This window comes from Roseivirga spongicola (genome assembly GCF_034376045.1).
Taxonomy (GTDB): Bacteria; Bacteroidota; Bacteroidia; order Cytophagales; family Cyclobacteriaceae; genus Roseivirga; species Roseivirga spongicola.
Genome location: NZ_CP139724.1, coordinates 2,592,753 through 2,616,816, shown reverse-complemented (window position 1 = coordinate 2,616,816; position 24,064 = coordinate 2,592,753). Strand labels below are relative to the sequence as shown.

Genomic DNA, 24,064 nt, shown 5'->3' with positions numbered 1-24,064 from the left:
AAAACTCAAGTTATTCTTCATGGTTTAGTGGCTCATAATCTGCCACCATTAGCTCACCGTAGTTTGAGTCCTTATGTTTAGTGAATCGCTCTTCTAATCGAACAACCATCATATAAACTACAGGAACAATTACCAAAGTAAGGAATAGTGACGAAAGCAACCCACCAATAATTACAATGGCCAAGCCATTATTCATTTCAGCGGCAGCACCAGAAGCTAAAGCAATTGGCAACATACCGATAACCATGGCAATGGTTGTCATTAAAATTGGTCTTAAACGGGCATGGTTAGCCTGTATAAGTGCCTCTCTTATTTTTTCACCTTCCCTCATTCTTTGGTTGGCAAAGTCTACTAAGAGAATTGCGTTTTTGGCAACCAGACCAATAAGCATGATCAACCCGAGAATGGTAAAGATGTTCAAACTTTGGTTAGTAAGCGCCAAAGCCCAAAGCGCACCAATGAACGAAAGCGGAATAGAGAACAATACAATGAAAGGTTTCACGAAATCATCATACAGCACCACCATAATCATATAAACCAACATAATGGCGGCTAATAGGGCAATTCCAAGCGTACCGAATCCATCGCTTTGGTTTTCCATATCTCCTCCCCATGCCCAGTCTACGCCTTTTGGCATTTCTACTTCTGCCAGCTTAGCTTCCCACTCTGCCGCTACTGTTCCTGTTGGTTTACCAACAGTTTGTGCTTTAACTGACACTGAAGGCGCTCTGTTGTAACGCTCTAAGAGAGATGGTCCTGAACCATAGTTGATATCGGCAAATTGAGAAAGCTTTATTTTCTGCCCTTCTGCATTGATGAAGTTGATGTTTTGAACATCTTCAATACTCGTTCTATAAGCTTCGTCTAAAATGATGTTGATATCATATTCGTAGTTACCGGTTCTGTATTTGTTATCATCGTTTCCACTAAAGGCTGTTCTCAAGGTTTGACCTACAGTGGCCACATTTAAGCCCAGCATGGCCATTCTATCCCTGTCTACCATAACTGAAATTTCAGGGTTTCCCTCTTCTATACTTAACTCAATTTCGGTAGCACCATCAATGGTTCTCAATACCTCTTCGGCAGTTTGTGCGTATGCCAAAGCTTCTTCGAAGGTACTGGCAGTGATATTCATTTCAAGAGGGGCTTCTTCTGCACCAATTAAACCAACCGGAATAGTTTTCACCTTAGCATCTACCAGTTCTTGCTCTAGCTTTCGCTTGAGCTTAGCCGCATAGATTTCGGTTTTATCTTCCCTCGAAGTTTTATCTACCAAGGTTACATTAATCTCAGACTTGTAACTGGTGGCTTGAGCAGAGCCCATTCCTCCACTAGCCTGCCCTACCGTGGTAATTATTCTTTCAACCTCAGGTAAAGACTCAATATAAGCTTCGGCCTTTTGAGTTAAGAAGTTTGTTTCTTCTATAGAAGCATCTTTGTTAATCTCTAATTGTACCAAAAACTCTCCCTTATCAGTTCCTGGGAAGAAATCGGTTCCGATAAACCCTAGGCCTACCAAAGCGAAGGAGCTAATAAAAAGCACTACTGCCACTAGCAACGTGAGTATTTTATGGCTCAAAGACCACTTTAGAATAGCAGTAATTTCATTGGTAAACCAAGTCAAACCTTCTTCGAACTTATAAATTACTCTACCTAGAATTGATTTACTGCTGATTAACTCAAGCTTACCGAACCTAGAGAACAACCAAGGCACAACGGTAAACGAAACTAAAAGAGATAGCATGGTGGCAATGATTACCGTTACACAGAACTGCGCAATAATATTTGCTACCAAACCTGTACTCATAGCAATTGGCAAGAATACCACTACAATTACAAGCGTAATGGCCGTTACGGTAAAGCCAATTTCTTTGGCTCCATCATAGGCCGCACGGACGCGGTTTTTGCCCATTTCCATGTGCCTGTGAATATTTTCAATAACCACAATGGCATCATCTACCAGAATACCTACCACCAGCGATAGAGCCAATAAGCTCATGAGGTTGAGGCTATAGCCTGCTATCATCATTCCTATGAAGGTGGCAATGAGAGAGGTAGGAATAGCTACCGTTACGATAATGGCATTTCTGATGCTGTGTAGGAAGAACAGCATTACGAATGCCACCAAAGCAATGGCTATGAACAAATCGTGAATTACCGAATCTGCTGCTTCTAGTGTAAACACTGAGGTGTCATTGGCCAAGGTGAGCTTTACGCCTTGTTCGGCATATTGAGCCTCTATTGAAGACATTTCTTCTTGCACCAATTCACTTACAGTTACCGCATTGGCGTCTGTCTGTTTCTGAATTTGCAATAGAATAGTGTTCTCCCTGTTGATACGAGCTATTTTCTCCGTTTCTTTCTGAGTATCCTGAACTTCGGCCACATCGGTTAAGCGGATGTTTTTGCCCCCTTTAGAAGAAATAACTAAGCTTCTCAATTCGTCTACCGAAGTAATTTTACCTGATAAACGAATTAATGTAGAGTTTTCTCTAGTCTTAAGGTTACCTGTAGGAAAATCTAGGTTTGAGGCTGAAATAACCTGCTGAACCTGTGCAATAGTTAAACCATAACCTTCTAACTTATTCTGATCTAGGTTTACACGGATTTCTCTCTCCTGACCACCAACAATATTTACCTGAGCCACCCCAGGAATTCTGGAGAAGTCTGGCTGAATTTTCTGATCGATCAGATCGTACAGTTCACTTTCAGACAAATCGGCTGTTACACCAATACTTACCACAGGCAAATCTGACAAAGAGAATTGCGAAAGAGATGGCTCTTCAATGTCTTCGGGCAAATCTGAACGAATAGCGTTGATTTTACGCTGAGCATCGTTGAGGGCATAGTCTACGTCAGCATCATTATTAAACTCAATAATTACTGTTGAAAGACTTTCATAAGACTTGGTTTCAATCTTCTTGATATTCTCTAAAGAAGAAACTGCATCTTCAATTTTTCGGGAAACGGTATTTTCAACCTCTGCTGGAGAAGCTCCAGGATAAATTGTGGCTACTGTAACCACTTTTACCTCGAATTTCGGGATCAGCTCATAACTCAGCTGACTATAACTGAACAGGCCTCCGATGGTAAGTAGTGCCAGCAGCACTATCACCAAACTCGGCCGTTTTATCGATACTTCTGCTATTTTCATTTCGGCTTTATTATTTGATGATTCTTACTTTAGCTTCATCTGTCAGGTTAATCTGACCACTGGTAACTACTTGGTCGCCAACCTTGAGACCAGCTACCACCTCTACCTTTTCGCCATAGTTTACACCAGACTTAATTTTTGTGAGTTGTGCCACTCCGTTCTTTACCACAAAAACTTCATTGTTACTCACACTACCCACAAAGGCTGCTCTTGGTATTGTAAGCCTTGCCTGTGTTTCTTCTGAAGCAAATTTGGCCGTAGCATACATGCCCGCCCTAAGTTTACTTTCACTGTTGTCTACTGTAATTTCTACAGGGAATTTTAAAGCACCATTAGACGCTGGGGCTATAAAGCTAATTGTACCAGTAACCTCTTCATTAGTGGCTCTAGGCACTAAAGTAACTTGCTGACCAACAGCCAATCTGCTAACCAACACTTCATCTACCTCTACCCTAAGCTTGAGGGAAGAGATGTCTACCACCTCAACAATAGGAGCACCAGGGTTCACAACCGCACCGACTTCAACCTTCTTGTCGTTTACAACTCCACTAACCTTTGTGATTACCCTGGTATCTCCCGAGTTCAACTTAGCCGACTCATACTGAGCCTTGGCATTTTCAACCTGAAGCTTCGCCTGATCTAATTGAGCAGTAGTGATACCGCCTGTTTTGTGTGCAGCTTCATATCTTTCTAAAGTGAGTATGGCATTATCTAAGTTGGCTTTAGCATTACTCACGCTGATATCCATTTTGTCTTGAGCTATTTGAGCAATGACCTGCCCAGCCTTTACTACACTTCCTTCTTTTACCTTCAGTGCTATCAATTGCCCCCCTACTTCAGCAGAAATCTCTGCTGTAGTTTTAGGAATGAAAGAACCGTTTACACTAAATCCTTCGCTTATCTCTTCATTCTGAACAGCGGACACTCTCACGGCTACTTCGCTATTGGTTTGAGCAACTATGGCTACTTCTTCTTCATTCTTTTCTTTGTTGGACTTAAGAATGAAGTAAAACGCGGTGGCAACCGCCACCAAGGTGATTATGGTTATGATTGTCTTTTTCATTTTTTTATTTGATTTCAGTTAGAGTTCTAAGGGAACCCTCAGACTTCAAAAGTTCTATTTCTGCTAGTTTGTAATCGAGTTTTGCGTTTGTGAGATTGTCTTTAGCATCTGAAAGGTCTCTTTCAGCATCGAGCATATCGTTAAGAGTTGCTAAGCCTAGACTGTAGTTGTTTTGCGTATCAGTTAGCACCGATTCGGCCAACTGAACATTTTTCTCTTGGTTCTCAATAGTTATTAAGCTGTTTTGTAATTGCGCTCTGGCATTGTTAAAAGCCAGTTGTAAACCCAGCTTAGTATCTCTCATATCGGCCTCAGCTTTAGCTATTTCAATCTTTGCTTTGCCTACTCTAGACTTGGTAGCAAAACCGCTAAAAATTGGAATCCGCAGATTCAGACCAATAGATGAAAGGTCTGACCAGAAAACACCGTTGCTTTCGCCATTCCACCAAGGCATTTTACTTCCTTGGCCTAACCATCCGTAGCTAGCTGAAATGGAGGCCGTAGGGTAATATTCGGCTTCAGTAGCCTTCTTTTGCCACTCTAAAAGCTCGAGCTGCTTATTCATAAGTTTCACCTCAGTTCGCTGAGATAAGAAATCGGCATTTTGGGTAAATAGAGTCGTTGGCTCGAAGCTTTCTTCAGGCAATGAAATAGGTTCATCAATAGACATACCTATCATGAATTTCAGTGCGTTTTCGGTTTGCTGAACAGCATTCAAAACCTGCTGTCTATTAGACTTAGCGTTGTTTAGAGCTACTTGACTTCTGTCATAGTCAATTTTCTTGGCTAACCCAGACTCATAAAGTCCTTGAATGATTTCCACCGTTTGTTCGGTGAGAGTAAGGTTACTCTCTAAGTTTTCTAAACTCTGTTGTGCCTGATATACCTGATAGTAAGCGGTAGCCACCTTTTCAATGACCTGCTCTTCAGTAAGCTCAGCATTGATGAGATAAAACTCGCGGGTAGATCTGGCTGCCTTTAGCCCAGTAAAAACCGCTTGATTGAATATGGTTTGGTTTACTTGAGCAGTGAAGGTAGATGTCCACTTTTGGCCAAAAGCTACTCTAACGTTAGTACCAGGTTGGCCGAATATTTCGCCTGGCAACACATTTTCTTGCAAGAGCGGATTATAACTTGTGTTTCCGCTAATAGCCAAACTTGGCAGAGCCCCTGCTTTAGTTTCTGCTATTTCAAGCTCACCTTTTTGTATATCTAAGCGTGCCTTTTGAGCTTCGGCTTTGTGCTCTAAGGCATAGTTGATGGCATCAGCCAAACTGAGTCGCCTACCTTCTTGGGCAATCAACGGGCTGGTTCCTATCAGAAAAATCAATATCAATTTTTTCATTCTTCGTTGCTGTTGTTTTTAATCTTTCTCTTTCTCTAAATCTGACATTCTAAATGATTAGGAAACTCAAAAACATTTATAGTTTCCAAGTTCCTAACGCAAATACTTTTTTTGAGTTCCTGAAAAGCCGAAAGAAATTTTTAAAGAGTAAAATCAGAGAGTTACACAACCATCCTGAACCAGCAGAATGCACTCAAAATGAATCAGTTGAATTGGAGAAGATGGAGATATTACTAATTTCGCACCCTCAATAATTCACCTATGAAAAAGCTCATCCTATCTACCTTCGCCCTATTGTTGGTACTATCTTGCTCTGACGAACCTGCGCCTTTCGAAGCATATCCGCAAACACATGATATTCGTTTTACAATAGAAGCCTCTGATAAAAGAGGGTCTGAAATTGACTTGGATATTGAAGGAGATAACCTCGATATTTCTTGGCGTTCGTCTAGTAATGACAATTTGCCTTTAGACATAAGTTACCCGAATACTACGGTTGCCTACCTAACAATTGCCACAATAAATTATAGAGACCTCTCGGAGGTACAGGTGGGCGTTCCCTTTGAGCCTTATACTATAAAAATGACCATTAGAGTTGATGATGAAATAGTAGAAAGTAAAGAGGTAACCATTAGCGAATCTGGTCAAGTAGATTTCGTAAATTACTCCTTTCAATAAAGGATGTAAGAAAAGTAAGCATGTCACTTATCATTAACTCAAAACCAGAAGTAGAAACTGTCTTTGATAAATATCCTACTGAAGTAAAACCGAAGATTGAAGAGCTGCAACGCCTTATTATTGAAACAGCTAAAGAGGTTGAGCAAGTAGAGTGGTTAGAAGAAACCTTAAAATGGGGAGAACCTAGTTATGTAACCAAGATTGGTAGTACACTTCGCATTGATTGGAAACCGAAGAACCCAGACCAATATGCCATGTATTTCCAATGTACGAGTAAGCTGGTTCCTTCCTTTAGAGAAAAATTTGGAGGCTTATTCAATTATGAAGGAACGAGGGCTATCGTTTTCCAACTCAATGAAGAGCCACCCTTTCATGAGTTAAAGCAATGTATTAAAGCGGCTCTCACCTACCATAAGGTAAAGCACTTAGAAGGGCTGGGAATGTAATTTGTGCAGAGTTATTAACCGAGAAATCTTCCTCAAATCATGAGCTTCTAAGCGAATCTCTCTCAGGGTTAAACAGCATAGGTTCGGCAGAATCGACACCTAATTTATGCAAGTAGAGATAGTCTCAATTGCTAGTAGATAAGCTGCTTTTAGGGTTATATACCCATATAAATATTACAAAGACCGCTATTACAATTAGCGCAATTAATTCGAGGTTAGTTAGGTAGTCCATGGCATTGACGGACTTACTGGCCTTCATTAGTTGAACCTTTCCTTCGCTTAACTGAATCTTTGATAGCACATACAAATCTGACTCTAAAGCATGTAGACTTTTGGCTAACTGTTCTTCTGCTTGTGGGTCTGTATAAACCCGCTCTTCGATAGGCCGTAAAGTTTCTGTTTTCTCAACAAAAGCATTTAAGTAATCTCTTTCTTCAGCAGTAAGTTGAGTAGCATAAAAGCGCTCTACCAAAGCATCAATAGAGTCATTTACTTGTTCGTTTTGATCGGCAAAAAACTCCTCATTTTCTGTCAATAGAGCCAATTTCTTCTGGTCTACCAGTAGCTTCAACTCAAAGATAAGATCTTTTACCACCAAACGGTCTTCATACATAGCCACAACCGACTCTTTCACTCTTCTAAAGTGCTGCCGATCTACCAGATTGGTCGCAATTATTAAGAGAAAAACAATGAGTAAAGCGGCTGTCCACTTGAGCTTCTTAGAAATACTTGCCATATCACACCTCCCTAAATAAGAAACAGTTAAAATCTTTAGAACTCAATATAGAGGATTCCTAGAAATGGCAAAACAGAAATTCTACAGACTTGTTCTGAACTAATTTTAGAAGCATTATACTGGCTTGGAAGTTAACTCCAGCACGGTAATTTCAGGATAAATACCAATTCTACCAGGAAAGCCTAAGAAGCCATACCCTCTATTAACATACAGGTACTGATCTCCTTCTTTGTAGAGGTCGGCCCACTGCTTGTAGATATACTTAGACGGACTCCATCGCCAGTCTCCAATTTCCACACCAAGCTGCATTCCATGCGTGTGACCAGCAAACATTAGGTCAATATCTGGCTGCTGATCTCGAACTTGAGCGTCCCAGTGACTTGGATCGTGAGAAAGTAAAAGCTTCACGTCTCCTTCAGCATTCAAAGCCGCTTTCGAGAGGTCTCCGTACTTCGCAAACCTACCTGCGCCCCAATTTTCTACACCAATCACCGATATTTGCTCGGTGCCTACCTTAATAGACTGGTTTTCGTTCATCATCAGATTCCAGCCCATTCGCTCATGCACCTTGATCATGTCTTCCAAGTTATTGCGCTTAGCAGCTTGCGAAGGCCAAGATCTATAGTCGCCATAATCGTGATTTCCTAGGGTAGAATAAACACCCAAATCGGCCTTCACCTTAGAAAATATGTCCATGTACTCCTTCACTTCTTTGGTTTCATTGTTTACCAAATCTCCAGTGAAGAAAACCATATCGGGTTTCTCATTCAGCAGTAGATCTATTCCTCCCTGAACTGCTGTTTTATCAAAGAAACTACCGCTATGAATGTCGGATAACTGAGCAACTTTTACACCTTCAAACCCCTTCGGAAGATTCGGCAAATAAACACGTCTTCTTCTTATTCGGTAATCATAAGCACCTTTAACAATTCCAAAGCTCATGGTTACTACTGGCAAGGTAGCAGCAACCACAGCAGAACGAGCTAAAAACTTAGAGCGAGGCATCTTTTGTCCACTCGCCACTCTCTTCTCATACCTTCTTTTTCTTCCTTCAAAGAACCATTTCAGTACTCTTCTTATGTCATCGAAGAAGACAAAAAGAACCGCCAAAAGTTTAGCAGCATAGCTCATGAAGATGATGGAAAGCAGAAACATAAATGAGGTTGTTCCTGTTTGGGCTAACCAAAGGAATATAACCATGCCGAGCATTATTATGGTTTGAGCCAAATAGATATACCTGATAATGCTTCTAAGCCTTGGCTTGAATTTACTGATGAGAGTTTTAGTCGCTTGATAGGCATAGAAATCTAGCCAAGCGAGAATTACTACAAGAATAAGGAAGGCAAAAGGTGATGGACGCATCGATTAAGTAACCAGTAAACAATAAATCTAGTTCAGTAAAACATCATTAAGCTAGTTATACGTAGCTAAACAAACCAACGAAGACTTAAACAGAGATGCTTGAGGTCTGAACAACATCATAAAACTCTTCAATACCGCAAACGCCACAAACTAAAAAGGCCGTCTCAAAAGCTCCTCTTTAGTCATTCTTAAGGCGACTAGGATTCTCCATCGGCTTAGAGTGCCTTTAGTGAAACTCCTCCCCGATTGATCGAGATGAAGCCGGAAATGACTTATAGCTTCTGAGACAGCCTCCTCTTAGATCATCCACTTGATCGAAAGAATAACTGCAATTATCAAGACTAATCCCGCAAACCAATTCTTTAGGTCTTGTCTCTCCGATCGTCCTTTATCATAGTAATCAGCAAGTCTCTTACTTGAAAAGGGCTTGAAAATCAAGAACCTGGTAACTGCTCCTAAATCAGGAATTAGATTGAATAAGAAATCCAAACTACTTCGAAGCCTCTTCCACCATGTTCTTGCTTCCCACAAAGAAAGGTACACGCTGGTGTAAGCTCTCTGGCTCAATATCCATAATTCGTTGCTTACCGTCAGTTGCTAAACCTCCAGCTTGTTCGGCAATCATGGCTAAGGCATTGCACTCATACATGAGTCTTAGCTTTCCATTAGGCGCTTTCTCAGTAGAAGGATAAATATAGATTCCCCCCTTCAGTAAATTTCTATGGAAGTCTGCCACCAAAGAACCAATGTATCGGGCAGAGTAACCTCTGTCTTTACAAGTCTCGATATAGGCCTTTACATCATCGTCAAAAGAGCGATAAGACCCTTCATTGACCGAATACACCTTTCCATCTTTAGGCATCTTCATGTTCTGGTGAGAAAGAATATACTCTCCAAGGCTTGGCTCATAGGTAAAGCCATTTACCCCTTTACCAGTGGTATAAACAAACATGGTAGAAGAGCCATAAAGAATATAGCCTGCCGCCACCTGATGCTTACCAGCTTGTAGTACATCTTCTTCCTGCACAGGACTTCCTGCCGGAGAAATCCGTCTATAAATGCTAAAAATTGTTCCGATAGAGACGTTTACATCGATATTTGACGATCCATCTAGTGGGTCGATTGCAATGATGTATTTAGACCGTGGGTTATTTAGGTCGATGATATCTTCATCTTCTTCCGAAATAATAGCCGCCACTTCACCACCTTTTTTCAAAGCTCTGGTGAAACGAATATTTGCAGCTACATCCAAGTTCTGTTGTTCTTCTCCCTGAACGTTCTCTGAGCCATAAGCTCCTGTAATGCCAGCAAGGCCGGCACGGTTAATCTCCCTGTTTACCACCTTACCTGCATACGCTAAATCGCGAATGAGTTGTGATAATTCTCCGGTTGCATACTTAAATGCCTCTTGGTTCTTGTTAATGAACCTGTCAAGATTAGAGCCCACCGGAAGGGCAATTCTTGAGTTTTCCGCTTTTCCCATTGATGAGTTATAATTTGATTCTAATCAAACGTTAATAACTTGCGCGAAAATAGTAAAAATCAATTAGGTCACTTGAAAGTCTTTAAGTTTGGAGGGGCATCTGTTAGAGATGCAGAGTCTGTGCAGAATATGGTCAATATTATTGCTGCACATAAAAATGAGAAATTATTGGTGGTTGTTTCTGCCATGGGCAAAATGACAAATGCTTTTGAGGCTCTGTTAAACCAAGTAATTGAAGAAGAACCTGCCGAAATTCCTATTGAAGAGGTTAAGAATTTTCATGACAACATCATTAAAGACCTTGGCTTAGTGAGTAGCCAAACTTTAAGAGAAGACATGGAAGAAATTTACGAGCAATTGATCCATGGCCTTAATGGATATAGCTCAGCATTCGGCTATGACTTTGTTTATGACCAGACAGTTTCTTTGGCCGAAGTGATTTCCACAAAAATTATTGCTGCCTACTTGAATAAACAAGGCATTGATGCCGTTTGGGTGGATGCTCGAAAGGTAGTAAAAACTAACAGCACGCACAGACAAGCAATGGTAGACTGGGGTGCATCTCAGGCCATGATCAAGTCTCAGGCTATGCCTCATCTGGAAGATAAAGTGGTGGTTACACAAGGCTTTATTGGCAGTAATGCTAAATACAACACCACCACTCTTGGCCGAGAGGGAAGCGATTTCAGTGCAGCTATCTTTGCTACCTCATTAGGTGCCGATTCGGTTACTATTTGGAAAGATGTGCCAGGTGTACTCAATGCAGACCCAAAGAAGTTTGAGAACACTAAGCTATATGACAGACTGCCTTACAAAGAAGCTGCAGAAATGACCTATTATGGTGCCTCGGTTATTCACCCGAAAACCATTAAACCTTTAGCTCAAAAAGGAATACCTCTGTATGTAAGGTCTTTCCAAAATATGCAGGAGAAAGGAACTGTTATTGAAGAATGCCAGATTCCGAACCTCAACCCTGCTATTATCCATAAAGACAAGCAGACGGTTATTTCGTTTAAAATCAGTGACTTTTCATTTATCAACGAGGCTCACATTTACACCATTTTCGAGCATGTAAAAAGGCTAAACCTCACCATTAACCTTATGCAGAACTCGGCTATCTCTTTCACCATTTGTATGGATGATGACCCAAAAAGGCGTGAGCAATTAAGAACCGCTCTGATGGACGAATTCAGTATTTATTACAACGAGGGCCTAGAAATGATTACAGTAAAAAACTATAATCAAGAGACCATTAATGAGCTAATGGAAGGCAAGCAAGTTATTATTGAACAACGTTCCAGAAATAACTTCCAGATGGTCTATAAGGTGAATTAGTAAAATGGTTGATTAGAGAATTGGTTAATGGGATTAACTATTGACCAATGACCAATGACTAAATATAGCGCTTAATCGTTCGCCAAACAGAGCCTAAGTATCCTGAATTTGCCCCAAAAAGATTGACATGCACCATTAGAGGGTATAGGTTGTAAACTTCTACTAAAGCATCAAAATCGTCAGGCAGTGGGTAATTGGAGTCATAGGCCTCATAAAACCTCTGATCGAAGCCACCAAACAATTGGGTCATGGCTATATCCATTTCTCTGGCTCCAAAGTATACTGCTGGGTCATAGACCGCTGAGCCACGAGTAGAACTCATTACATTTCCACTCCACAAATCGCCATGTAATAGTGAAGGCCCTGAAGGGGGTACAATCTGCGGCAGCTTGCTTAAAAAGCGTTTAAAGTCCCGAACAAAGTCTTTCTCAACCTCTTCATTATATATTGCTAAACCTAATTGAGTATTCAACCTATTCTCTCGAAAGAACTCAATCCAATCACCGTTAAAACTGTTATTCTGATTAAGTCTGCCGATATAATTGTTATGATTTAAACCATGTTTATCTGCTTTAACCTGATGCAACTGAGCTATCCCTTCTCCTAATCTAGCCCAATAGGTATCATCGCTTGCACTAGGCTCTAGGAACTCTAAAACCAAAAATGCCTTATCGTCCAACTTTCCATAACCAAAGACCTCAGGTATTTTAAGCTGTGTAGCTTGACGCAATAATTTGAGACCTTGGGCTTCTGCCTCAAACATATCGTCATACTGACCTTCATTCCACTTAATGAAGAAATCACCATGGTTGGTTTCGGCACAAACCGCCATATTAATGTCTCCTCCACTCTGAATTTGAACAGATTCAACCTTAAGTTCATCGCCCAGAACCTGAAAAAGCATTCTGGAAAGCATATCTGAGAAGTTCTCTAACATTAAGCCAAATGATGTTTCTCCACTAACTTATTGAGTAAGTTTTCAGTTGAACGTTCCAGTATTTCAAAAACCAATTGAAAGCCATTTTCTCCTCCGTAATATGGGTCTGGCACATCTTGCCCCACTCCCTCTTCATCAAAATCTCTCATCTTTATAACCGCAGCTGTAGCCCCTTCTGGCTTCAATTGTGCCACGTTATCGATGTTAGAATCGTCCATCGGTAAAATGTAGTCAAAGTCATTAAAGTCGAATTTCTTTAGTTGTCTTCCCCTATGACTATATAGAATTCCATTCTTTTTGGCATTAGCCACAGACCGGCTATCTGGCTTTTCACCTATATGGAAGTCGGCAGTGCCGCAAGAGTCTATCTTAAAAACTTCTTCTAACCCTCTTTCTTTCACCTTATGACGAAAAATGCCTTCGGCTAAAGGCGATCGGCAGATATTTCCTAAACAGACAAATAATACTTTCACTTGAGTCATTTCCTCTTACTCTTTTAACTTGCAGACAATATTTTCAAACCTATGGAATTTATAAAAGTAAGCCAAGACCACACCCCACACGTAGCACTCATTGAGCTAAATCGTCCGAAAGAACTCAATGCTCTTAATCTTCAATTATTGACAGAGCTTGCAGAGGCTCTTCAAGATTTAGATACTAATGAGCAGGTAAGGGCAATTATTTTAACCGGTAACGAAAGAGCTTTTGCTGCTGGAGCAGACATTCGACAACTGGCAGATAAAAACAGCATAGATATGTACAAGATGGACCTGTTCAGCTTGTGGAGAAAAATATCATCCGTTAAAAAGCCAATCATTGCTGCCGTTTCTGGATTCGCATTGGGCGGTGGCTGCGAATTAGCCATGGGCTGCGATATGATTGTAGCCTCAGAGACTGCTCAATTTGGTCAGCCCGAGATAAAGATAGGTGTAATTCCTGGTGCAGGTGGCACTCAAAGGCTCACCAAAGCCATAGGCAAAGTAAAAGCCATGGAGTTGATTTTAACTGGAAGATTCATAGATGCTGAAGAGGCTTTGAGCCTTGGCCTAATCAACAGCATTGTTCCGGTAGAAGTATATATGAAGGAGGCTACCAAACTTGCTCAAGAAATTGCTTCTATGCCTCCGCTTGCGGTTCAAATGGCCAAAGAATCTATTAATAGGTCTTTTGAGATTTCGTTGGAAGAAGGACTCTATTTTGAAAGGAAAAATTACAACACCCTTTACTCTTCTGAAGACCAAAAAGAAGGTATGAGTGCCTTCATAGAAAAGCGAAAACCAAACTTTAAAGGACAATAAAAAAAGGGGCTCAACGCCCCTCCTTTTTTTAAAATTGTCTTTCTACCTTATCTAAATGAGAAACCAACACCAACAGACATTGTGTTGTACTCTTGGAAAGCGTATTCGCCTGTAAGTGTTAAGAACAATAACTTCAATCTTAAACCTACATTAGCTCTTACTCCATTCTTCTTGTATTTCAGGCTGATCGGATCTGTAAATGTTCTAGTTTCGGTAGTATAGTCTCCTAACATATTGAAACCAATATCATAATTAGAGTATCCTAATCCTGCAAAAGCAGTTACAAATAAGAACTTCTTAGAAGCCACTGCTTGGAAAACATAAGAATTGGCCTCAAACTCACCATATTGGTCCAAGTCCTTATCAATATACACTTGTGAAGTAAGGTTGGTGAACCCTAAAAACACTGATAAATCAATTGGAAGAAGTTTCTCACCTGGCAACCATTGCTTGATGTCGTGCATTAAACCCAAGCCAAAAAGCTTTACATTACCATCGTCTTCAAAAGTTTGCTCAGGTACGTAACGAACCTTCAATTCAAAACCTTTAGGAAGGCCAATACCAATTTGTGCCATTGGTACCGGAACTGCATTAAAAGGCATAAAATCTTCTTCAATTCCCAAACCAGTTGGAGCAGAAATTCTCACTACTTCCTCTCCTGTATCCGGATCTAAGAAAGTAAGTTGAGGCAGATCATCTGCACCTAAATTTGGCCCAAACATAGTAGGGATATCTACTGATGCGCCACCGTCATATCTAACGTTAGTATAATCTGAGTTTCTGAAAGTAAAAAACTCAGCACCTGTAGGTACACTTGCAGCAGAAATGGTAACTGATAAGTCGAAACCGAGCAAGTTGTGAGGCTTAGCTGTATTATACCAGCCACTAGCCAAACCATAGCCAAACCCCTCAAAAGCTGGCTGTAAATATCCTTCTAATAATTTGTTTGCATCGGCAACACCTGCTTCTAGAAAGGCGTCAAGGTCTACCTGTGCTTTAAGTCCAAATGAAGCACTGAACAACATGAAGACCGCTATAAAAAATCTGTTAATTCTTTTCATTATCATCTTGGTTGAAGATTAGTCTAGTTGAAGTCTTGTGGTTACATCGAATTTGAAAACTATCTGGAAGTCAACATCTGACTGAGAGAGGTTTACATCGCGACCTATAATTTCGATATCCAATTCGAAAGTCTGGCTATTAAATAGAGCTTGCTCTAAGTCCTGAATGGCAATTGCACTAACATTACCCGGAGTTCCTGCCTCGTACAAAATCACATCTTCAACATTATTCTGAGCATCAGCAATAAGTATTTCAAGCAAATCTTGGTTTTGACCTCCAGCAATAGCTACATCAATATCCATGTCCAAGTCAGCTCTGCTACCGCTAGGGAAGTTCACAATGCTGTATGAAATCTTGTTAATGGTGAATTTTGTAGCATCATCTAGGTATTCTGAAAATTCATTATCAGAGATATCGATAACACCTGTTGAAGCATCAATTGGTGGAGTTTCATCAATATCCTGACCTACGAAAATTGCAGGCACAGACAATTGAACATTGATGGGGTCAATTTCAACATTCTTTGAAATGTCGGATTGAAAACCTGCCTCGCCACAGCCCCAAATCACTAATAAGAGTGATAGTAATGGTAAAAGACGTTTTTGCATAATTGAATAGTTAAATAATAAAGTGAGTTTTAAGGTTTATAGTGAGTTATAGAATGCTATAAAATAAACACATGAACCCCAGTGGGTTATGCAGCTCAACAGCCTAAGTAACTCGAGTAAAGTTACCAACAGTAGTCATGTTTAATTGAGAGGGTTCACCAAAAATGGTACGTAATAATCGAGAATTGCTCGCAAAGTTCCTAAACTGAATATGGATAAATCATTTCATAACGGCTGGGTTATAATGATTAAAGCTTGAATGCAAAACAGCTAGTGATTTGAGAAGAAATGAGTAACCTATGCGGTGGTTTGTTATTTTTGCCCTCAATGATATTTCTCTACAACCTTGGAGTTCGACTTTATGCTTTGCTGGCCAAAGCCTCTTCCCCATTCAATGCAAAGGCCAAAAAATTCATTAAGGGTAGAAAGAATGTCTTTGGCGAAATACGAAAATATAGATCCAATGAAAAAGGTCCAGTAGCATGGTTTCATGCCGCGTCTTTAGGTGAATTTGAACAGGGGCTTCCAGTAATGGAGCGCTTTAAGGAGGAATTTCCATCATATTCCATAGTTGTGAGTTTTTTCTCTCCTTCAGGCTACGAACACAGAAAAGAGCATCCTATTGCAAACCTTACTTGCTACTTACCTATTGACACTAAAGCGAATGCAAAACGTTTTTTCGAGGAGCTAAAACCAAACCTCGCCTGCTTTATTAAATACGAGTATTGGTTCCACTTTTTAAAAGAGGCAGACCAGCGATCAATCCCTTTATTCAGCATATCTGCCATATTCACTCCAAATCATATTTTCTTTAAAAAGTACGGCAGCTTCTACCGGCAAATGCTTCGGTACTTTGACCATACTTTTGTGCAAAACACCAAGTCAGAATATTTATTAAAGAGTATTGGGGTTGAAAATTGTAGCATATCTGGAGATACCCGGTTCGACAGAGTAAGTCAAACTGTTGCAAGCCCAGAAAGCTACGCAGACCTTGAGAAATTCTGCGGTGATAAGACTACCCTGATCGTTGGAAGTGCCTGGCCAGAAGACATGACCGTTCTGGCCGATTTCATTAATGCAAAAAGTGGTGAAATCAATATCATAATTGCACCGCACCTTATAGACAGAGCCCATGTAGAAAAAATCACAAGCCATTTATCTGTACCTTTTAAACTGTACAGCGATGGTAATCTTACAAACACAGACAGTGTATTGATTTTGAATACTATCGGCATGCTCTCTTCCACCTATCAATATGCCGACTTTGCATATATTGGAGGAGCCTTTGGCGATGGCCTTCATAACATTTTAGAGGCTGTAGCATTTGGTTTACCAGTAGTTTTCGGCAATAAAGGCTTAGAAAAATTCCCTGAATCAGAAGAACTGATCACTCTCGGTGGGGCCTTTTCTGTAGAAGATGCTCAGCAGACGCAAGATGTACTGAATAACTTGTTAATTGAAGGATTTAGGAAAGGAGCTTCCGATATTTGCCTTCAGTATGTAACAGAAAATCAGGGAGCAACTGAACGAATAATATCATACCTAAAGGAAGAATTAAAATGAAGGGACAGGTATACAGATCTACAGGCAGTTGGTATGATGTGAAAGGTGAAGATGGTATCACCTATCAGAGTAGGCTTAGAGGAAAATTTAAACAAGACGGCATTAAAGTCAACAACCCTATTGCTGTTGGAGACTTTGTAGAGGTTATTCCTGATGAACAACATGAAAACTCTGGCCTAATTACAGAGATTCAAAACAGAGAAAACTATATAATCCGAAAGTCTACCAGAAAGAATGGTTTCTCTCATATTCTCGCTGCTAATGTAGACCAAGCACTGTTGCTAGCCACAGTCTCTTTTCCACGTACCTCTCAAGGTTTCATAGATAGGTTTTTGGTTAGTGCCGAATCTTTCAGAATACCAGCGCTAGTGATTTTCAACAAGAAGGATTTACTGAATGAAAAAGAGCTAGATAAGACTTTAGATTTATGTGCCATGTATGACCACATAGGCTATGAAACAAACCTTATCTCGGCTCAAACTGAAGAAGGCCTTGAAACCATTAAAAAACATTTAAGGGGGAAAACCACGCTAATTGCTGGGCACTCAGGCGTTGGGAAATCAACTCTTTTAAACAAACTAATTCCAGGACTAGCTCAAAAGACTGGAGAGGTATCAACCTTCGCAAATAAAGGCACGCACACCACTACTTTTGCTGAGATGTTTGAAGTAGATGCAGATACCAAAATTATAGATACGCCAGGAATCAAAGAACTCGGCTTAGTTGATATGGAAGCCTCAGAGATTAGTCACTACTTCCCAGAGATGAGGCAGTACATTGGAGAATGCCGCTTTAACAATTGCCTTCACGTTAATGAACCAGGCTGTAAGGTAATTGAAGCACTAGAAGAAGGTGAAATATTTGAAGAGCGATACATGAGCTACCTCAGCATGTTGCAAGACTACGATAGTCATAGATAAAAAACAGGCTCCTACTGCAGCCTGTCTCTTACAAATTCTATTTTGGTTTTACCATGAGGGGCAGGTTTTCCATCCTCTCCCAAATTCACCATCGTTATTTTATCGATGGAAAGTATATTCTCTCGAGTAATTTTATTTCTCACCTCGCAGCGTAATGTTAGAGATGTCCTCCCAAACTCTACCGCTTCAATACCTATCTCAATGATATCTCCCTGTCGAGGAGCACTAATGAAATTGATCTCAGAAATAAACTTGGTGACTATATGCTTATTCTCTAACTGTACCACTGTGTATAAGGCAGCCTCCTCGTCTATCCAGGCGAGAAGACTTCCTCCAAATAGAGTTCCGTTGGGATTTAAATCCTCAGGCTTCACCCATTTTCTTGTATGGAAATTCATTGACCTACTTTAAGTAAGATTTAAACATCCAGTTGTATTTTTCTAGCTCTTGAATGTAGCTGGTGAAGATATCTATTGTACCCTCGTCACCATCTTCATCCGCTGCTTTCAACACCTCATTTAAATCTCCGATTAAAATTTTGTGAGCCTCAATGATTGCCTCAACCATAGCATTTGCATCCATTTGCTCAGCATGAGATTCGACATGTGCATTAGATAGAATATTCTTTAAAGAACCTTTTGGAGTGCCATCTAATGCCAAAACTCTTTCTGCAATCTCGTCTACTTTTTCGGCAGCTTCTCTGTACAACTCCTCAAATTTATCGTGTAGTACAAAGAAGAAAGGACCTTTCACATTCCAGTGAAACAATCTTAAGTTTTGATAATGAACTTGATAATCTATAAGCAGTTGGTTCAATCTTGATACCACTGCGCTTTCTGATTTATTTTCCATTTTGATTTTTGTTTTCGGTTAATTCTAATTTTCTAATAGTATAATAAAGCAACTATCTTTAGGGTCTATATGTTCCCTTAGTATATAGATTTTAGCAATATGACATTACAGCAGTTAGAATACATTGTAGCATTAGACACCCACCGACATTTTGTAACGGCAGCCGATAGTTGTTTTGTTACTCAACCCACCCTTACGCTCCAGATAAAGAAGCTTGAAAATGAGATGGGGACATTGATTTTCGATCGGTCTAAACACCCCATTGAACCAACAAAAACTGGTAGGCAAATCATTAATATGTCTCGTCAAATATTGAGGGAAGTAAACGGTTTGAAAGATTACGTTAATACGGAAAAAGACAACTTAAGTGGAGTTTTTAGAATTGGTGTAATCCCAACTGTAGCGCCCTACTTAATGCCTCGGTTCCTCAAGCACTTCTCTGACAACAATCCGAACATTACGCTTAAGGTGAGAGAAATTGAGTCTGAGCAGATTATACATGATATTAAACACGACTTGCTAGACATTGGTATTTTAGCTACTCCACTAGACGAGAGCAACATTAGAGAGATACCACTCTACAACGAACCCTTTTTATTGTACATAGCGGAGCAACACCCCCTCTTTGCTAGAAAAAAGATAAGTCCTGAAGACCTTCCAGAAACTGGTCTTTGGTTGTTAAATCAGGGGCACTGCCTTAGAGACCAAGTCCTTTCTCTTTGCAATAGGCCTAATAGCTCCAAAATTGAAAACATTAGCTACGAAAGCGGTTCAATAGAAACGCTGAGAAATTTGGTAAAGAACCATATGGGTTATACCCTAGTGCCCGAACTTTCTGTGTTGGATCAGAAAGACGATTACAGAATTAAGCGTTTCGAAAAACCAGAGCCAACCCGAGAAATCAGCTTGGCTGTACATAAGGGTTTTACCAAAGAAGCTGTGCTAGAAAGTCTGAGAGATAGTATTGTAAAATACATTCCAGAGCATTTTGTTAAAGCAAAAAAGGTAAATCGAATTCGCTGGAGATAAGCCCATCTAAGAGAATCACCTATTCTCTAACAACCAGAGATTTCCCGATTACAACCAACAAAAAGTGCATGATCTTTGAGAAAAAGAAAGACATGACTATAGAAGCGACACTTACATTAATGGCAATCGGGTATTTCACCATCTTCAGCTTTGTTACTGTAAAAATCAGACAGATTCTGAAAAGACAGGGATAAGCATCATTCTGGCGAGCCGACTCAAGGAATTGAGAAATACATTCCGGAAATCACTCTTTCCAGAAAACTATTTCTGCTAGTTGGGTCATCTTGAACCTTTCTCTAGTTACTTCGCCAAGAAATGGAGCTCCTTGATACTCAAAGTGATCAACTGTAATCACATGCTTTCCTCTCGCAAAAGCTTCCAGATCAATCATCTGTAAAAAGCCTTTCTCATTTTCATTCGGATGGTAAGCAAAAGAAAAATCTAGAGCAATCAGTTCTCCATCTACCTTGACCTCAAAAGTCGACTCTATACAATCGATAATTGAAATCAAGTTTACAGCACTCACATTATCCTTCTGAAGTAACTCAACAACCGTTTTTGTAGAATCGAACTGTGATTGTACTCCGGCTTCTATGCTTTCCCTGAGGGTAGTCTTATCATTAATTCCTTGGGCATCTGGGCAGAAAAATGCCAACGACATATTCATGCTAGGAGAATAGCGAACAAACAGTGGCAGAAAGCTCTCCTTAACCACCTTAGACGGAATACTGGCAGAGTAAACAAATCGGCTCTTCCTTTCATCATCATAAAAAGAGGTTTCTATGACTCTAGCGTTATGAACCCCATCTCCAGGGAAAAAGGTATGCCTATCCCAAGAGTTTAATCTAGTAGTCGCAACAGCTACGGCCACTAAAACCAAGGTAACCGATACAATATGCTTCCTCTTAAAATTAGTTATCAGGTGGTAGTAAATACTACGATAAATGAATGAGAGTGAAAGCACGCTGAATAGCCGATAGATAGGGAAAAAGATAACTGAAAACCACTTGGACTTTTTGAAGGCTGAGAACAAAATCGAATCTAGGAAGAAGACAATCGCCCCTATAAAGAGAAGCACAAATAGTATCATTATCAGCACTATACCCAACGATGCTACACTGGACATTCCGAAAGTGCCTGTGATGAAGTTTATTGTACCAATAAATATGAACAAGAAACACCCTACCAGAACCACAGATATGATAGAAAATACGATAAGATAGGTGTAAGCGAATATTACGCTTGAGACCTGATCTAGGTAAAATATCAAATCGTCTAAGGTCCTAACTCTTTTAGGAATATACTTCTTGAAAGGGCCTTTCAGGTTTAATTTATCGTAATCGATGGTGTTAGAAACGGAGCTTAAGCCTACAATTCCTATCCAAAACCCTCTAAGCAAAAGGTGCAAGAGCAAACTGATTAAAAAGAACTGAATTACATAAGGAATAGTCCCTAAGATAGCTTTGCCTGCTGCTGCGAAAATGACCGTATTATCTTGTGTGGCGACTAGCTTATTGAAGTTAATGCGAGCCCTGATGTTCTCATATTCATCTATTCCACTAGCTAATAGGAATATGGAAAAACCAGTGATCAGTAGCTCAAGCTGCCAGCTTTCTAATTGTAGGTTAGCTACCCATCTCCTCAGTTTACCTTCTTTAGAGTCATCATCTCTATCAATTTCTTCCATTTGCTTAGATTAAGGTTGGTTGAAAATAAATAAAAATGACCTTAAAAGAGGCACTACTCTAGAAACAAAAAAAGCCAACTCGGTTGAGTCAGCTTTAGAACACCTTAAAGGTTTTGGTTAACAACAACCACCACCATCGTAGAAATAGGTACTTGGAGAAACCCAAATATCTTCGCTCTGTAGTGCCTCTAAATTACCAGCTGTCTTATCGCAAACAGCAAGTGGCTGATTAGGCAGCAAGACATGACCTTTGTGGTCGTCAAAATATTCGGCATCTCCTGTATAAATGGCAGTTCTCCCTGTAAATACACAAGGCCCATCTTCTGGCATTGGGTCTTTGATAGCACAAACCTCTACAGACTCAATGTAGATTGATGTTGGCGTATCATACTGACCCGGCTTTAATATTCTATATGGTCTCTTTGCTCTAATTTCTACCGTACCAAAACCAACATCGGTAATCATTTTAATGTATTGGCTTAATGGAAGAGAACCACTCAGGCAAAGAGCTCTAAGCTTTTCATCGAACTTCAACGAGTCTGGCATTTCCTGTTCTGCTATAGGATCGGAAAGCACTAAGCGACCTCTAGGCTTTAGCACTCTGTACATTTCTCTTAGGGCCTTTTTTAAGTCTTCTTCATGAAAAATATTGAAAAGACAGTTTTGGGCAGCCACATCTACCGACTCATCTTCAATAGGCAAATTGAGCGCATCACCTTTTCTCAAGTCTACAAAACTCGGGTCGAACCACTTATTAGTAGCAGCAGCCTGTTCAAAGTTTCTTTTAGATGCTTCCAGCATCTCATCAACTACATCTACACCAATTACCCCTGAAGGCTGTCGGCTGAAGTAAGAGAATTGCAACAACTCCATCCCTCCACCAACTCCTACATAGAGAATTTTAGGCGAGTTTACCAAGTCTCTCGGGTGCACAGTACTTCCACAACCGTAGTTCATGTCTAGCATAATTTGTGGAATCTCCAATTCAGGGAAAGCCCAAACTGGAGTTGTAGTGCAGCACAGACCCACATCTGGAGTTTCAGCAGCCTGTTTATATACGTTCTTTGTAGTTTCTAAGTAACTTTCCATAATCTAAGTAGTTGCTCCGCCACAGCTAGAACCAGCACCTGCCGTGCAACCAAAGCAATGTTGATTTATAATAATTTCTCGATTTAGCACCTTCTGCCAGTCAAAATCCTTAATGTGATTGGGAGCTCCATGATTAAGCTTTAAATCTAACATTTGATTGAAATCGCAATCATAGAGGTAACCATCCCAGCCTATAGAAACCATATTTCTACACATTACACCTTCAGCAGCAATTGGATTGAAGGCGTTGGCTAACTCACTCATATAGTCCTCGTAATTACCAGAATTCAAGAGGTAATCCAAAAATCTACTTACTGGTAAGTTGGTGATTGAATAAAGGTTATTAAAATCTATATCGAAGCCATCTTTAAGCCTGCCTTTAAATTCTGATTCTAGAATTGACTGGTCGTCTGGCAAATAAGCCCCTGAAGGGTTGTAAACCAAGTCTAACTGAAGACCCGTTCCTTCCTTTCCATAGCCCACTGCATTGAGCATTTTTAAAGCCTCAATAGACTTATTAAAAACGCCATCTCCTCTTTGAGCATCGGTTCTTCTAGCAGTAAATGACGGTAATGAAGAAACCACATTCACCTTATGCTTTTTGAAAAAATCAGGCAGATCATGATACTTTGGGTTAGCCAGAATAATAGTAAGGTTACACCGTACAATTATTTCCGCCCCTTTTTTAGAAAGCTCCTCAACAAACCACCGAAAGTCAGGATTCATTTCCGGAGCTCCGCCTGTTAAGTCTACTGTTTTTACCGGCATACTATCCATAGCATCCAAAATTTGCTGCATGGTATCTCGAGTCATGATTTCCTTTCTATCAGGGCCAGCATCTACATGGCAGTGTTTACACACTTGGTTACACATTTTGCCTACATTGACCTGAAAAATATCAATCCCCACCGGTTTAAGGTTCTTCATTCCCATGTCTTGAATCTTAGATTCAAAGGAAGGAATGTTAATCTCTTCGTTTTTACTGAGAATTTTTATTTGTTCTTCTGGCGTAGAAAGCCAGTGTTTTGCTCTTTTAAGAGTAGCTAAAGACATAGACTACATTAATTTTTCTTTGACTTTGTTCATCATTTGAACACCATGCACTAAAGAGGCTCCACCTCTAATAGCAGCAGAGACATGTACAGCCTCCATCATTTGCTCTTCATCTGCTCCCTTTTTCATGCTATCGTCAGTATAGGCATCAATACAGTAAGGGCACTGAATAGCATGAGCCACCGCCAAGGCGATTAGAGATTTTTCTCTAGCAGTGAGGGCTCCTGGCTTAAATACTTCTCCATACCAATCGAAGAACTTGTCTCCCATTTCTTTCTGGAACTCAGTGATATCGCCAAACTTCTTTAAATCTTCTGGGTTGTAATACGTTTTAGACATGATGTTTCTTTTTTAGGTTGATTCA

Annotated in this window: 24 protein-coding genes; 8 read left to right on the top strand and 16 right to left on the bottom strand. The window is 40.2% G+C overall.

Translation table 11 applies throughout. From position 1 onward, the window contains the following. Positions 1-10: 10 nt before the first annotated feature. Genes T7867_RS11670 through T7867_RS11660 form a run of 3 tightly spaced genes read right to left on the bottom strand, consistent with a single transcriptional unit; the run spans position 11 to position 5,562 of the window. Positions 11-3,154: an efflux RND transporter permease subunit gene (locus T7867_RS11670; RefSeq protein WP_322299319.1), complete on the bottom strand. Its 3,144-nt coding sequence runs from the start codon at positions 3,152-3,154 to the stop codon at positions 11-13. A 10-nt stretch (positions 3,155-3,164) separates the two neighbouring features. Next, positions 3,165-4,217: an efflux RND transporter periplasmic adaptor subunit gene (locus tag T7867_RS11665; protein ID WP_322299318.1), complete on the bottom strand. Its 1,053-nt coding sequence runs from the start codon at positions 4,215-4,217 to the stop codon at positions 3,165-3,167. Positions 4,218-4,221: 4 nt separating this feature from the next. Beyond that, positions 4,222-5,562: a TolC family protein gene (locus T7867_RS11660; RefSeq protein ID WP_322299317.1), complete on the bottom strand. Its 1,341-nt coding sequence runs from the start codon at positions 5,560-5,562 to the stop codon at positions 4,222-4,224. Between the two features lie 261 nt (positions 5,563-5,823). Between T7867_RS11660 and T7867_RS11655 the strand changes: the two genes are divergently transcribed. Beyond that, positions 5,824-6,240: a hypothetical protein gene (locus tag T7867_RS11655; RefSeq protein WP_068225144.1), complete on the top strand. Its 417-nt coding sequence runs from the start codon at positions 5,824-5,826 to the stop codon at positions 6,238-6,240. A gap of 20 nt (positions 6,241-6,260) precedes the next feature. Then, positions 6,261-6,686 carry a DUF1801 domain-containing protein gene (locus tag T7867_RS11650; protein WP_322299316.1) on the top strand — a complete coding sequence of 142 codons (426 nt, stop codon included), beginning with the start codon at positions 6,261-6,263 and terminating at the stop codon, positions 6,684-6,686. 124 nt (positions 6,687-6,810) lie between these two features. On the opposite strand, the gene T7867_RS11645 is transcribed toward T7867_RS11650, so the two are convergent. The 3 genes from T7867_RS11645 to fbp form a co-directional block, all read right to left on the bottom strand. Further along, complete coding sequence (locus tag T7867_RS11645; protein WP_322299315.1) at positions 6,811-7,422, bottom strand: MCP four helix bundle domain-containing protein; 612 nt, start codon at positions 7,420-7,422, stop codon at positions 6,811-6,813. Between the two features lie 114 nt (positions 7,423-7,536). Beyond that, a complete protein-coding gene (locus T7867_RS11640) occupies positions 7,537-8,784 on the bottom strand; it encodes a metallophosphoesterase (RefSeq protein ID WP_273515428.1) in 1,248 nt (415 codons plus the stop codon). Positions 8,785-9,274: 490 nt separating this feature from the next. Next, a complete protein-coding gene (fbp, locus tag T7867_RS11635) occupies positions 9,275-10,267 on the bottom strand; it encodes a class 1 fructose-bisphosphatase (protein WP_322299314.1) in 993 nt (330 codons plus the stop codon). Positions 10,268-10,339: 72 nt separating this feature from the next. Here fbp and T7867_RS11630 point away from each other — a divergent pair, with 72 nt between their 5' ends. Further along, positions 10,340-11,602, top strand: a complete 1,263-nt coding sequence (locus T7867_RS11630) for an aspartate kinase (protein WP_322299313.1) — start codon at positions 10,340-10,342, stop codon at positions 11,600-11,602. A gap of 58 nt (positions 11,603-11,660) precedes the next feature. On the opposite strand, the gene T7867_RS11625 is transcribed toward T7867_RS11630, so the two are convergent. Next, positions 11,661-12,539 (bottom strand): fructosamine kinase family protein, encoded by an 879-nt coding sequence (locus T7867_RS11625; RefSeq protein ID WP_322299312.1) that lies wholly within the window; start codon positions 12,537-12,539, stop codon positions 11,661-11,663. Beyond that, entirely contained in the window at positions 12,539-13,021 is a 483-nt protein-coding gene (locus T7867_RS11620) for a low molecular weight protein-tyrosine-phosphatase (RefSeq protein WP_407691163.1), read from the bottom strand. Before T7867_RS11620 ends, T7867_RS11625 begins: the two co-directional genes overlap by 1 nt. 42 nt (positions 13,022-13,063) lie before the next feature. Here T7867_RS11620 and T7867_RS11615 point away from each other — a divergent pair, with 42 nt between their 5' ends. Then, a complete protein-coding gene (locus T7867_RS11615; protein WP_322299310.1) occupies positions 13,064-13,837 on the top strand; it encodes an enoyl-CoA hydratase-related protein in 774 nt (257 codons plus the stop codon). Between the two features lie 47 nt (positions 13,838-13,884). Here T7867_RS11615 and T7867_RS11610 read toward each other — a convergent pair whose 3' ends face one another. Together T7867_RS11610 and T7867_RS11605 are read right to left on the bottom strand one after the other, a co-directional pair. Further along, the gene (locus T7867_RS11610) at positions 13,885-14,898 is read right to left on the bottom strand and encodes a DUF6588 family protein (protein ID WP_273273459.1); all 1,014 of its coding nucleotides are present in this window, start codon (positions 14,896-14,898) and stop codon (positions 13,885-13,887) included. An 18-nt stretch (positions 14,899-14,916) separates the two neighbouring features. After that, positions 14,917-15,507 carry a hypothetical protein gene (locus tag T7867_RS11605; RefSeq protein ID WP_157717732.1) on the bottom strand — a complete coding sequence of 197 codons (591 nt, stop codon included), beginning with the start codon at positions 15,505-15,507 and terminating at the stop codon, positions 14,917-14,919. A 327-nt stretch (positions 15,508-15,834) separates the two neighbouring features. Between T7867_RS11605 and T7867_RS11600 the strand changes: the two genes are divergently transcribed. After that, complete coding sequence (locus T7867_RS11600; RefSeq protein ID WP_322299309.1) at positions 15,835-17,070, top strand: 3-deoxy-D-manno-octulosonic acid transferase; 1,236 nt, start codon at positions 15,835-15,837, stop codon at positions 17,068-17,070. Continuing rightward, entirely contained in the window at positions 17,067-17,990 is a 924-nt protein-coding gene (gene rsgA, locus T7867_RS11595; RefSeq protein ID WP_322299308.1) for a ribosome small subunit-dependent GTPase A, read from the top strand. The genes T7867_RS11600 and rsgA overlap by 4 nt, the downstream gene beginning before the upstream one ends. Positions 17,991-18,001: 11 nt before the next feature. On the opposite strand, the gene T7867_RS11590 is transcribed toward rsgA, so the two are convergent. Both T7867_RS11590 and T7867_RS11585 read right to left on the bottom strand, forming a co-directional pair. After that, positions 18,002-18,388 carry an acyl-CoA thioesterase gene (locus tag T7867_RS11590; protein ID WP_068225122.1) on the bottom strand — a complete coding sequence of 129 codons (387 nt, stop codon included), beginning with the start codon at positions 18,386-18,388 and terminating at the stop codon, positions 18,002-18,004. A 4-nt stretch (positions 18,389-18,392) separates the two neighbouring features. Beyond that, the gene (locus tag T7867_RS11585; RefSeq protein ID WP_322299307.1) at positions 18,393-18,842 is read right to left on the bottom strand and encodes a Dps family protein; all 450 of its coding nucleotides are present in this window, start codon (positions 18,840-18,842) and stop codon (positions 18,393-18,395) included. A gap of 99 nt (positions 18,843-18,941) precedes the next feature. Between T7867_RS11585 and T7867_RS11580 the strand changes: the two genes are divergently transcribed. Together T7867_RS11580 and T7867_RS11575 are read left to right on the top strand one after the other, a co-directional pair. Next, a complete protein-coding gene (locus tag T7867_RS11580; RefSeq protein WP_273273465.1) occupies positions 18,942-19,871 on the top strand; it encodes a hydrogen peroxide-inducible genes activator in 930 nt (309 codons plus the stop codon). A 68-nt stretch (positions 19,872-19,939) separates the two neighbouring features. Next, complete coding sequence (locus T7867_RS11575; RefSeq protein ID WP_262501411.1) at positions 19,940-20,065, top strand: hypothetical protein; 126 nt, start codon at positions 19,940-19,942, stop codon at positions 20,063-20,065. Between the two features lie 50 nt (positions 20,066-20,115). On the opposite strand, the gene T7867_RS11570 is transcribed toward T7867_RS11575, so the two are convergent. The 4 genes from T7867_RS11570 to T7867_RS11555 all read right to left on the bottom strand — a co-directional run bounded on the left by T7867_RS11570 (position 20,116) and on the right by T7867_RS11555 (position 24,039). Continuing rightward, positions 20,116-21,558 carry a hypothetical protein gene (locus T7867_RS11570; RefSeq protein WP_322299306.1) on the bottom strand — a complete coding sequence of 481 codons (1,443 nt, stop codon included), beginning with the start codon at positions 21,556-21,558 and terminating at the stop codon, positions 20,116-20,118. Positions 21,559-21,675: 117 nt separating this feature from the next. Beyond that, complete coding sequence (gene arsM / locus T7867_RS11565; protein WP_068225117.1) at positions 21,676-22,647, bottom strand: arsenosugar biosynthesis arsenite methyltransferase ArsM; 972 nt, start codon at positions 22,645-22,647, stop codon at positions 21,676-21,678. 3 nt (positions 22,648-22,650) lie between these two features. Then, the gene (gene arsS, locus T7867_RS11560; RefSeq protein ID WP_273515454.1) at positions 22,651-23,700 is read right to left on the bottom strand and encodes an arsenosugar biosynthesis radical SAM (seleno)protein ArsS; all 1,050 of its coding nucleotides are present in this window, start codon (positions 23,698-23,700) and stop codon (positions 22,651-22,653) included. Positions 23,701-23,703: 3 nt separating this feature from the next. Next, positions 23,704-24,039 carry an arsenosugar biosynthesis-associated peroxidase-like protein gene (locus tag T7867_RS11555; protein WP_068225113.1) on the bottom strand — a complete coding sequence of 112 codons (336 nt, stop codon included), beginning with the start codon at positions 24,037-24,039 and terminating at the stop codon, positions 23,704-23,706. Between the last annotated feature and the right edge of the window lie 25 nt (positions 24,040-24,064).

Bases quoted from the DNA above. Each gene is read 5' to 3' on its own strand.
- T7867_RS11620 (WP_407691163.1), bottom strand. From the start codon at position 13,021: ATGACTCAAGTGAAAGTATTATTTGTCTGTTTAGGAAATATCTGCCGA.
- T7867_RS11645 (WP_322299315.1), bottom strand. From the start codon at position 7,422: ATGGCAAGTATTTCTAAGAAGCTCAAGTGGACAGCCGCTTTACTCATT.
- T7867_RS11670 (WP_322299319.1), bottom strand. From the start codon at position 3,154: ATGAAAATAGCAGAAGTATCGATAAAACGGCCGAGTTTGGTGATAGTG.
- T7867_RS11660 (WP_322299317.1), bottom strand. From the start codon at position 5,562: ATGAAAAAATTGATATTGATTTTTCTGATAGGAACCAGCCCGTTGATT.
- T7867_RS11570 (WP_322299306.1), bottom strand. From the start codon at position 21,558: ATGGAAGAAATTGATAGAGATGATGACTCTAAAGAAGGTAAACTGAGG.
- fbp (WP_322299314.1), bottom strand. From the start codon at position 10,267: ATGGGAAAAGCGGAAAACTCAAGAATTGCCCTTCCGGTGGGCTCTAAT.
- T7867_RS11650 (WP_322299316.1), top strand. From the start codon at position 6,261: ATGTCACTTATCATTAACTCAAAACCAGAAGTAGAAACTGTCTTTGAT.
- T7867_RS11610 (WP_273273459.1), bottom strand. From the start codon at position 14,898: ATGAAAAGAATTAACAGATTTTTTATAGCGGTCTTCATGTTGTTCAGT.
- T7867_RS11575 (WP_262501411.1), top strand. From the start codon at position 19,940: ATGATCTTTGAGAAAAAGAAAGACATGACTATAGAAGCGACACTTACA.
- T7867_RS11590 (WP_068225122.1), bottom strand. From the start codon at position 18,388: ATGAATTTCCATACAAGAAAATGGGTGAAGCCTGAGGATTTAAATCCC.
- arsS (WP_273515454.1), bottom strand. From the start codon at position 23,700: ATGTCTTTAGCTACTCTTAAAAGAGCAAAACACTGGCTTTCTACGCCA.
- T7867_RS11605 (WP_157717732.1), bottom strand. From the start codon at position 15,507: ATGCAAAAACGTCTTTTACCATTACTATCACTCTTATTAGTGATTTGG.
- T7867_RS11600 (WP_322299309.1), top strand. From the start codon at position 15,835: ATGATATTTCTCTACAACCTTGGAGTTCGACTTTATGCTTTGCTGGCC.
- T7867_RS11655 (WP_068225144.1), top strand. From the start codon at position 5,824: ATGAAAAAGCTCATCCTATCTACCTTCGCCCTATTGTTGGTACTATCT.
- T7867_RS11625 (WP_322299312.1), bottom strand. From the start codon at position 12,539: ATGTTAGAGAACTTCTCAGATATGCTTTCCAGAATGCTTTTTCAGGTT.
- T7867_RS11640 (WP_273515428.1), bottom strand. From the start codon at position 8,784: ATGCGTCCATCACCTTTTGCCTTCCTTATTCTTGTAGTAATTCTCGCT.
- rsgA (WP_322299308.1), top strand. From the start codon at position 17,067: ATGAAGGGACAGGTATACAGATCTACAGGCAGTTGGTATGATGTGAAA.
- T7867_RS11580 (WP_273273465.1), top strand. From the start codon at position 18,942: ATGACATTACAGCAGTTAGAATACATTGTAGCATTAGACACCCACCGA.
- T7867_RS11585 (WP_322299307.1), bottom strand. From the start codon at position 18,842: ATGGAAAATAAATCAGAAAGCGCAGTGGTATCAAGATTGAACCAACTG.
- T7867_RS11665 (WP_322299318.1), bottom strand. From the start codon at position 4,217: ATGAAAAAGACAATCATAACCATAATCACCTTGGTGGCGGTTGCCACC.
- T7867_RS11555 (WP_068225113.1), bottom strand. From the start codon at position 24,039: ATGTCTAAAACGTATTACAACCCAGAAGATTTAAAGAAGTTTGGCGAT.
- arsM (WP_068225117.1), bottom strand. From the start codon at position 22,647: ATGGAAAGTTACTTAGAAACTACAAAGAACGTATATAAACAGGCTGCT.
- T7867_RS11615 (WP_322299310.1), top strand. From the start codon at position 13,064: ATGGAATTTATAAAAGTAAGCCAAGACCACACCCCACACGTAGCACTC.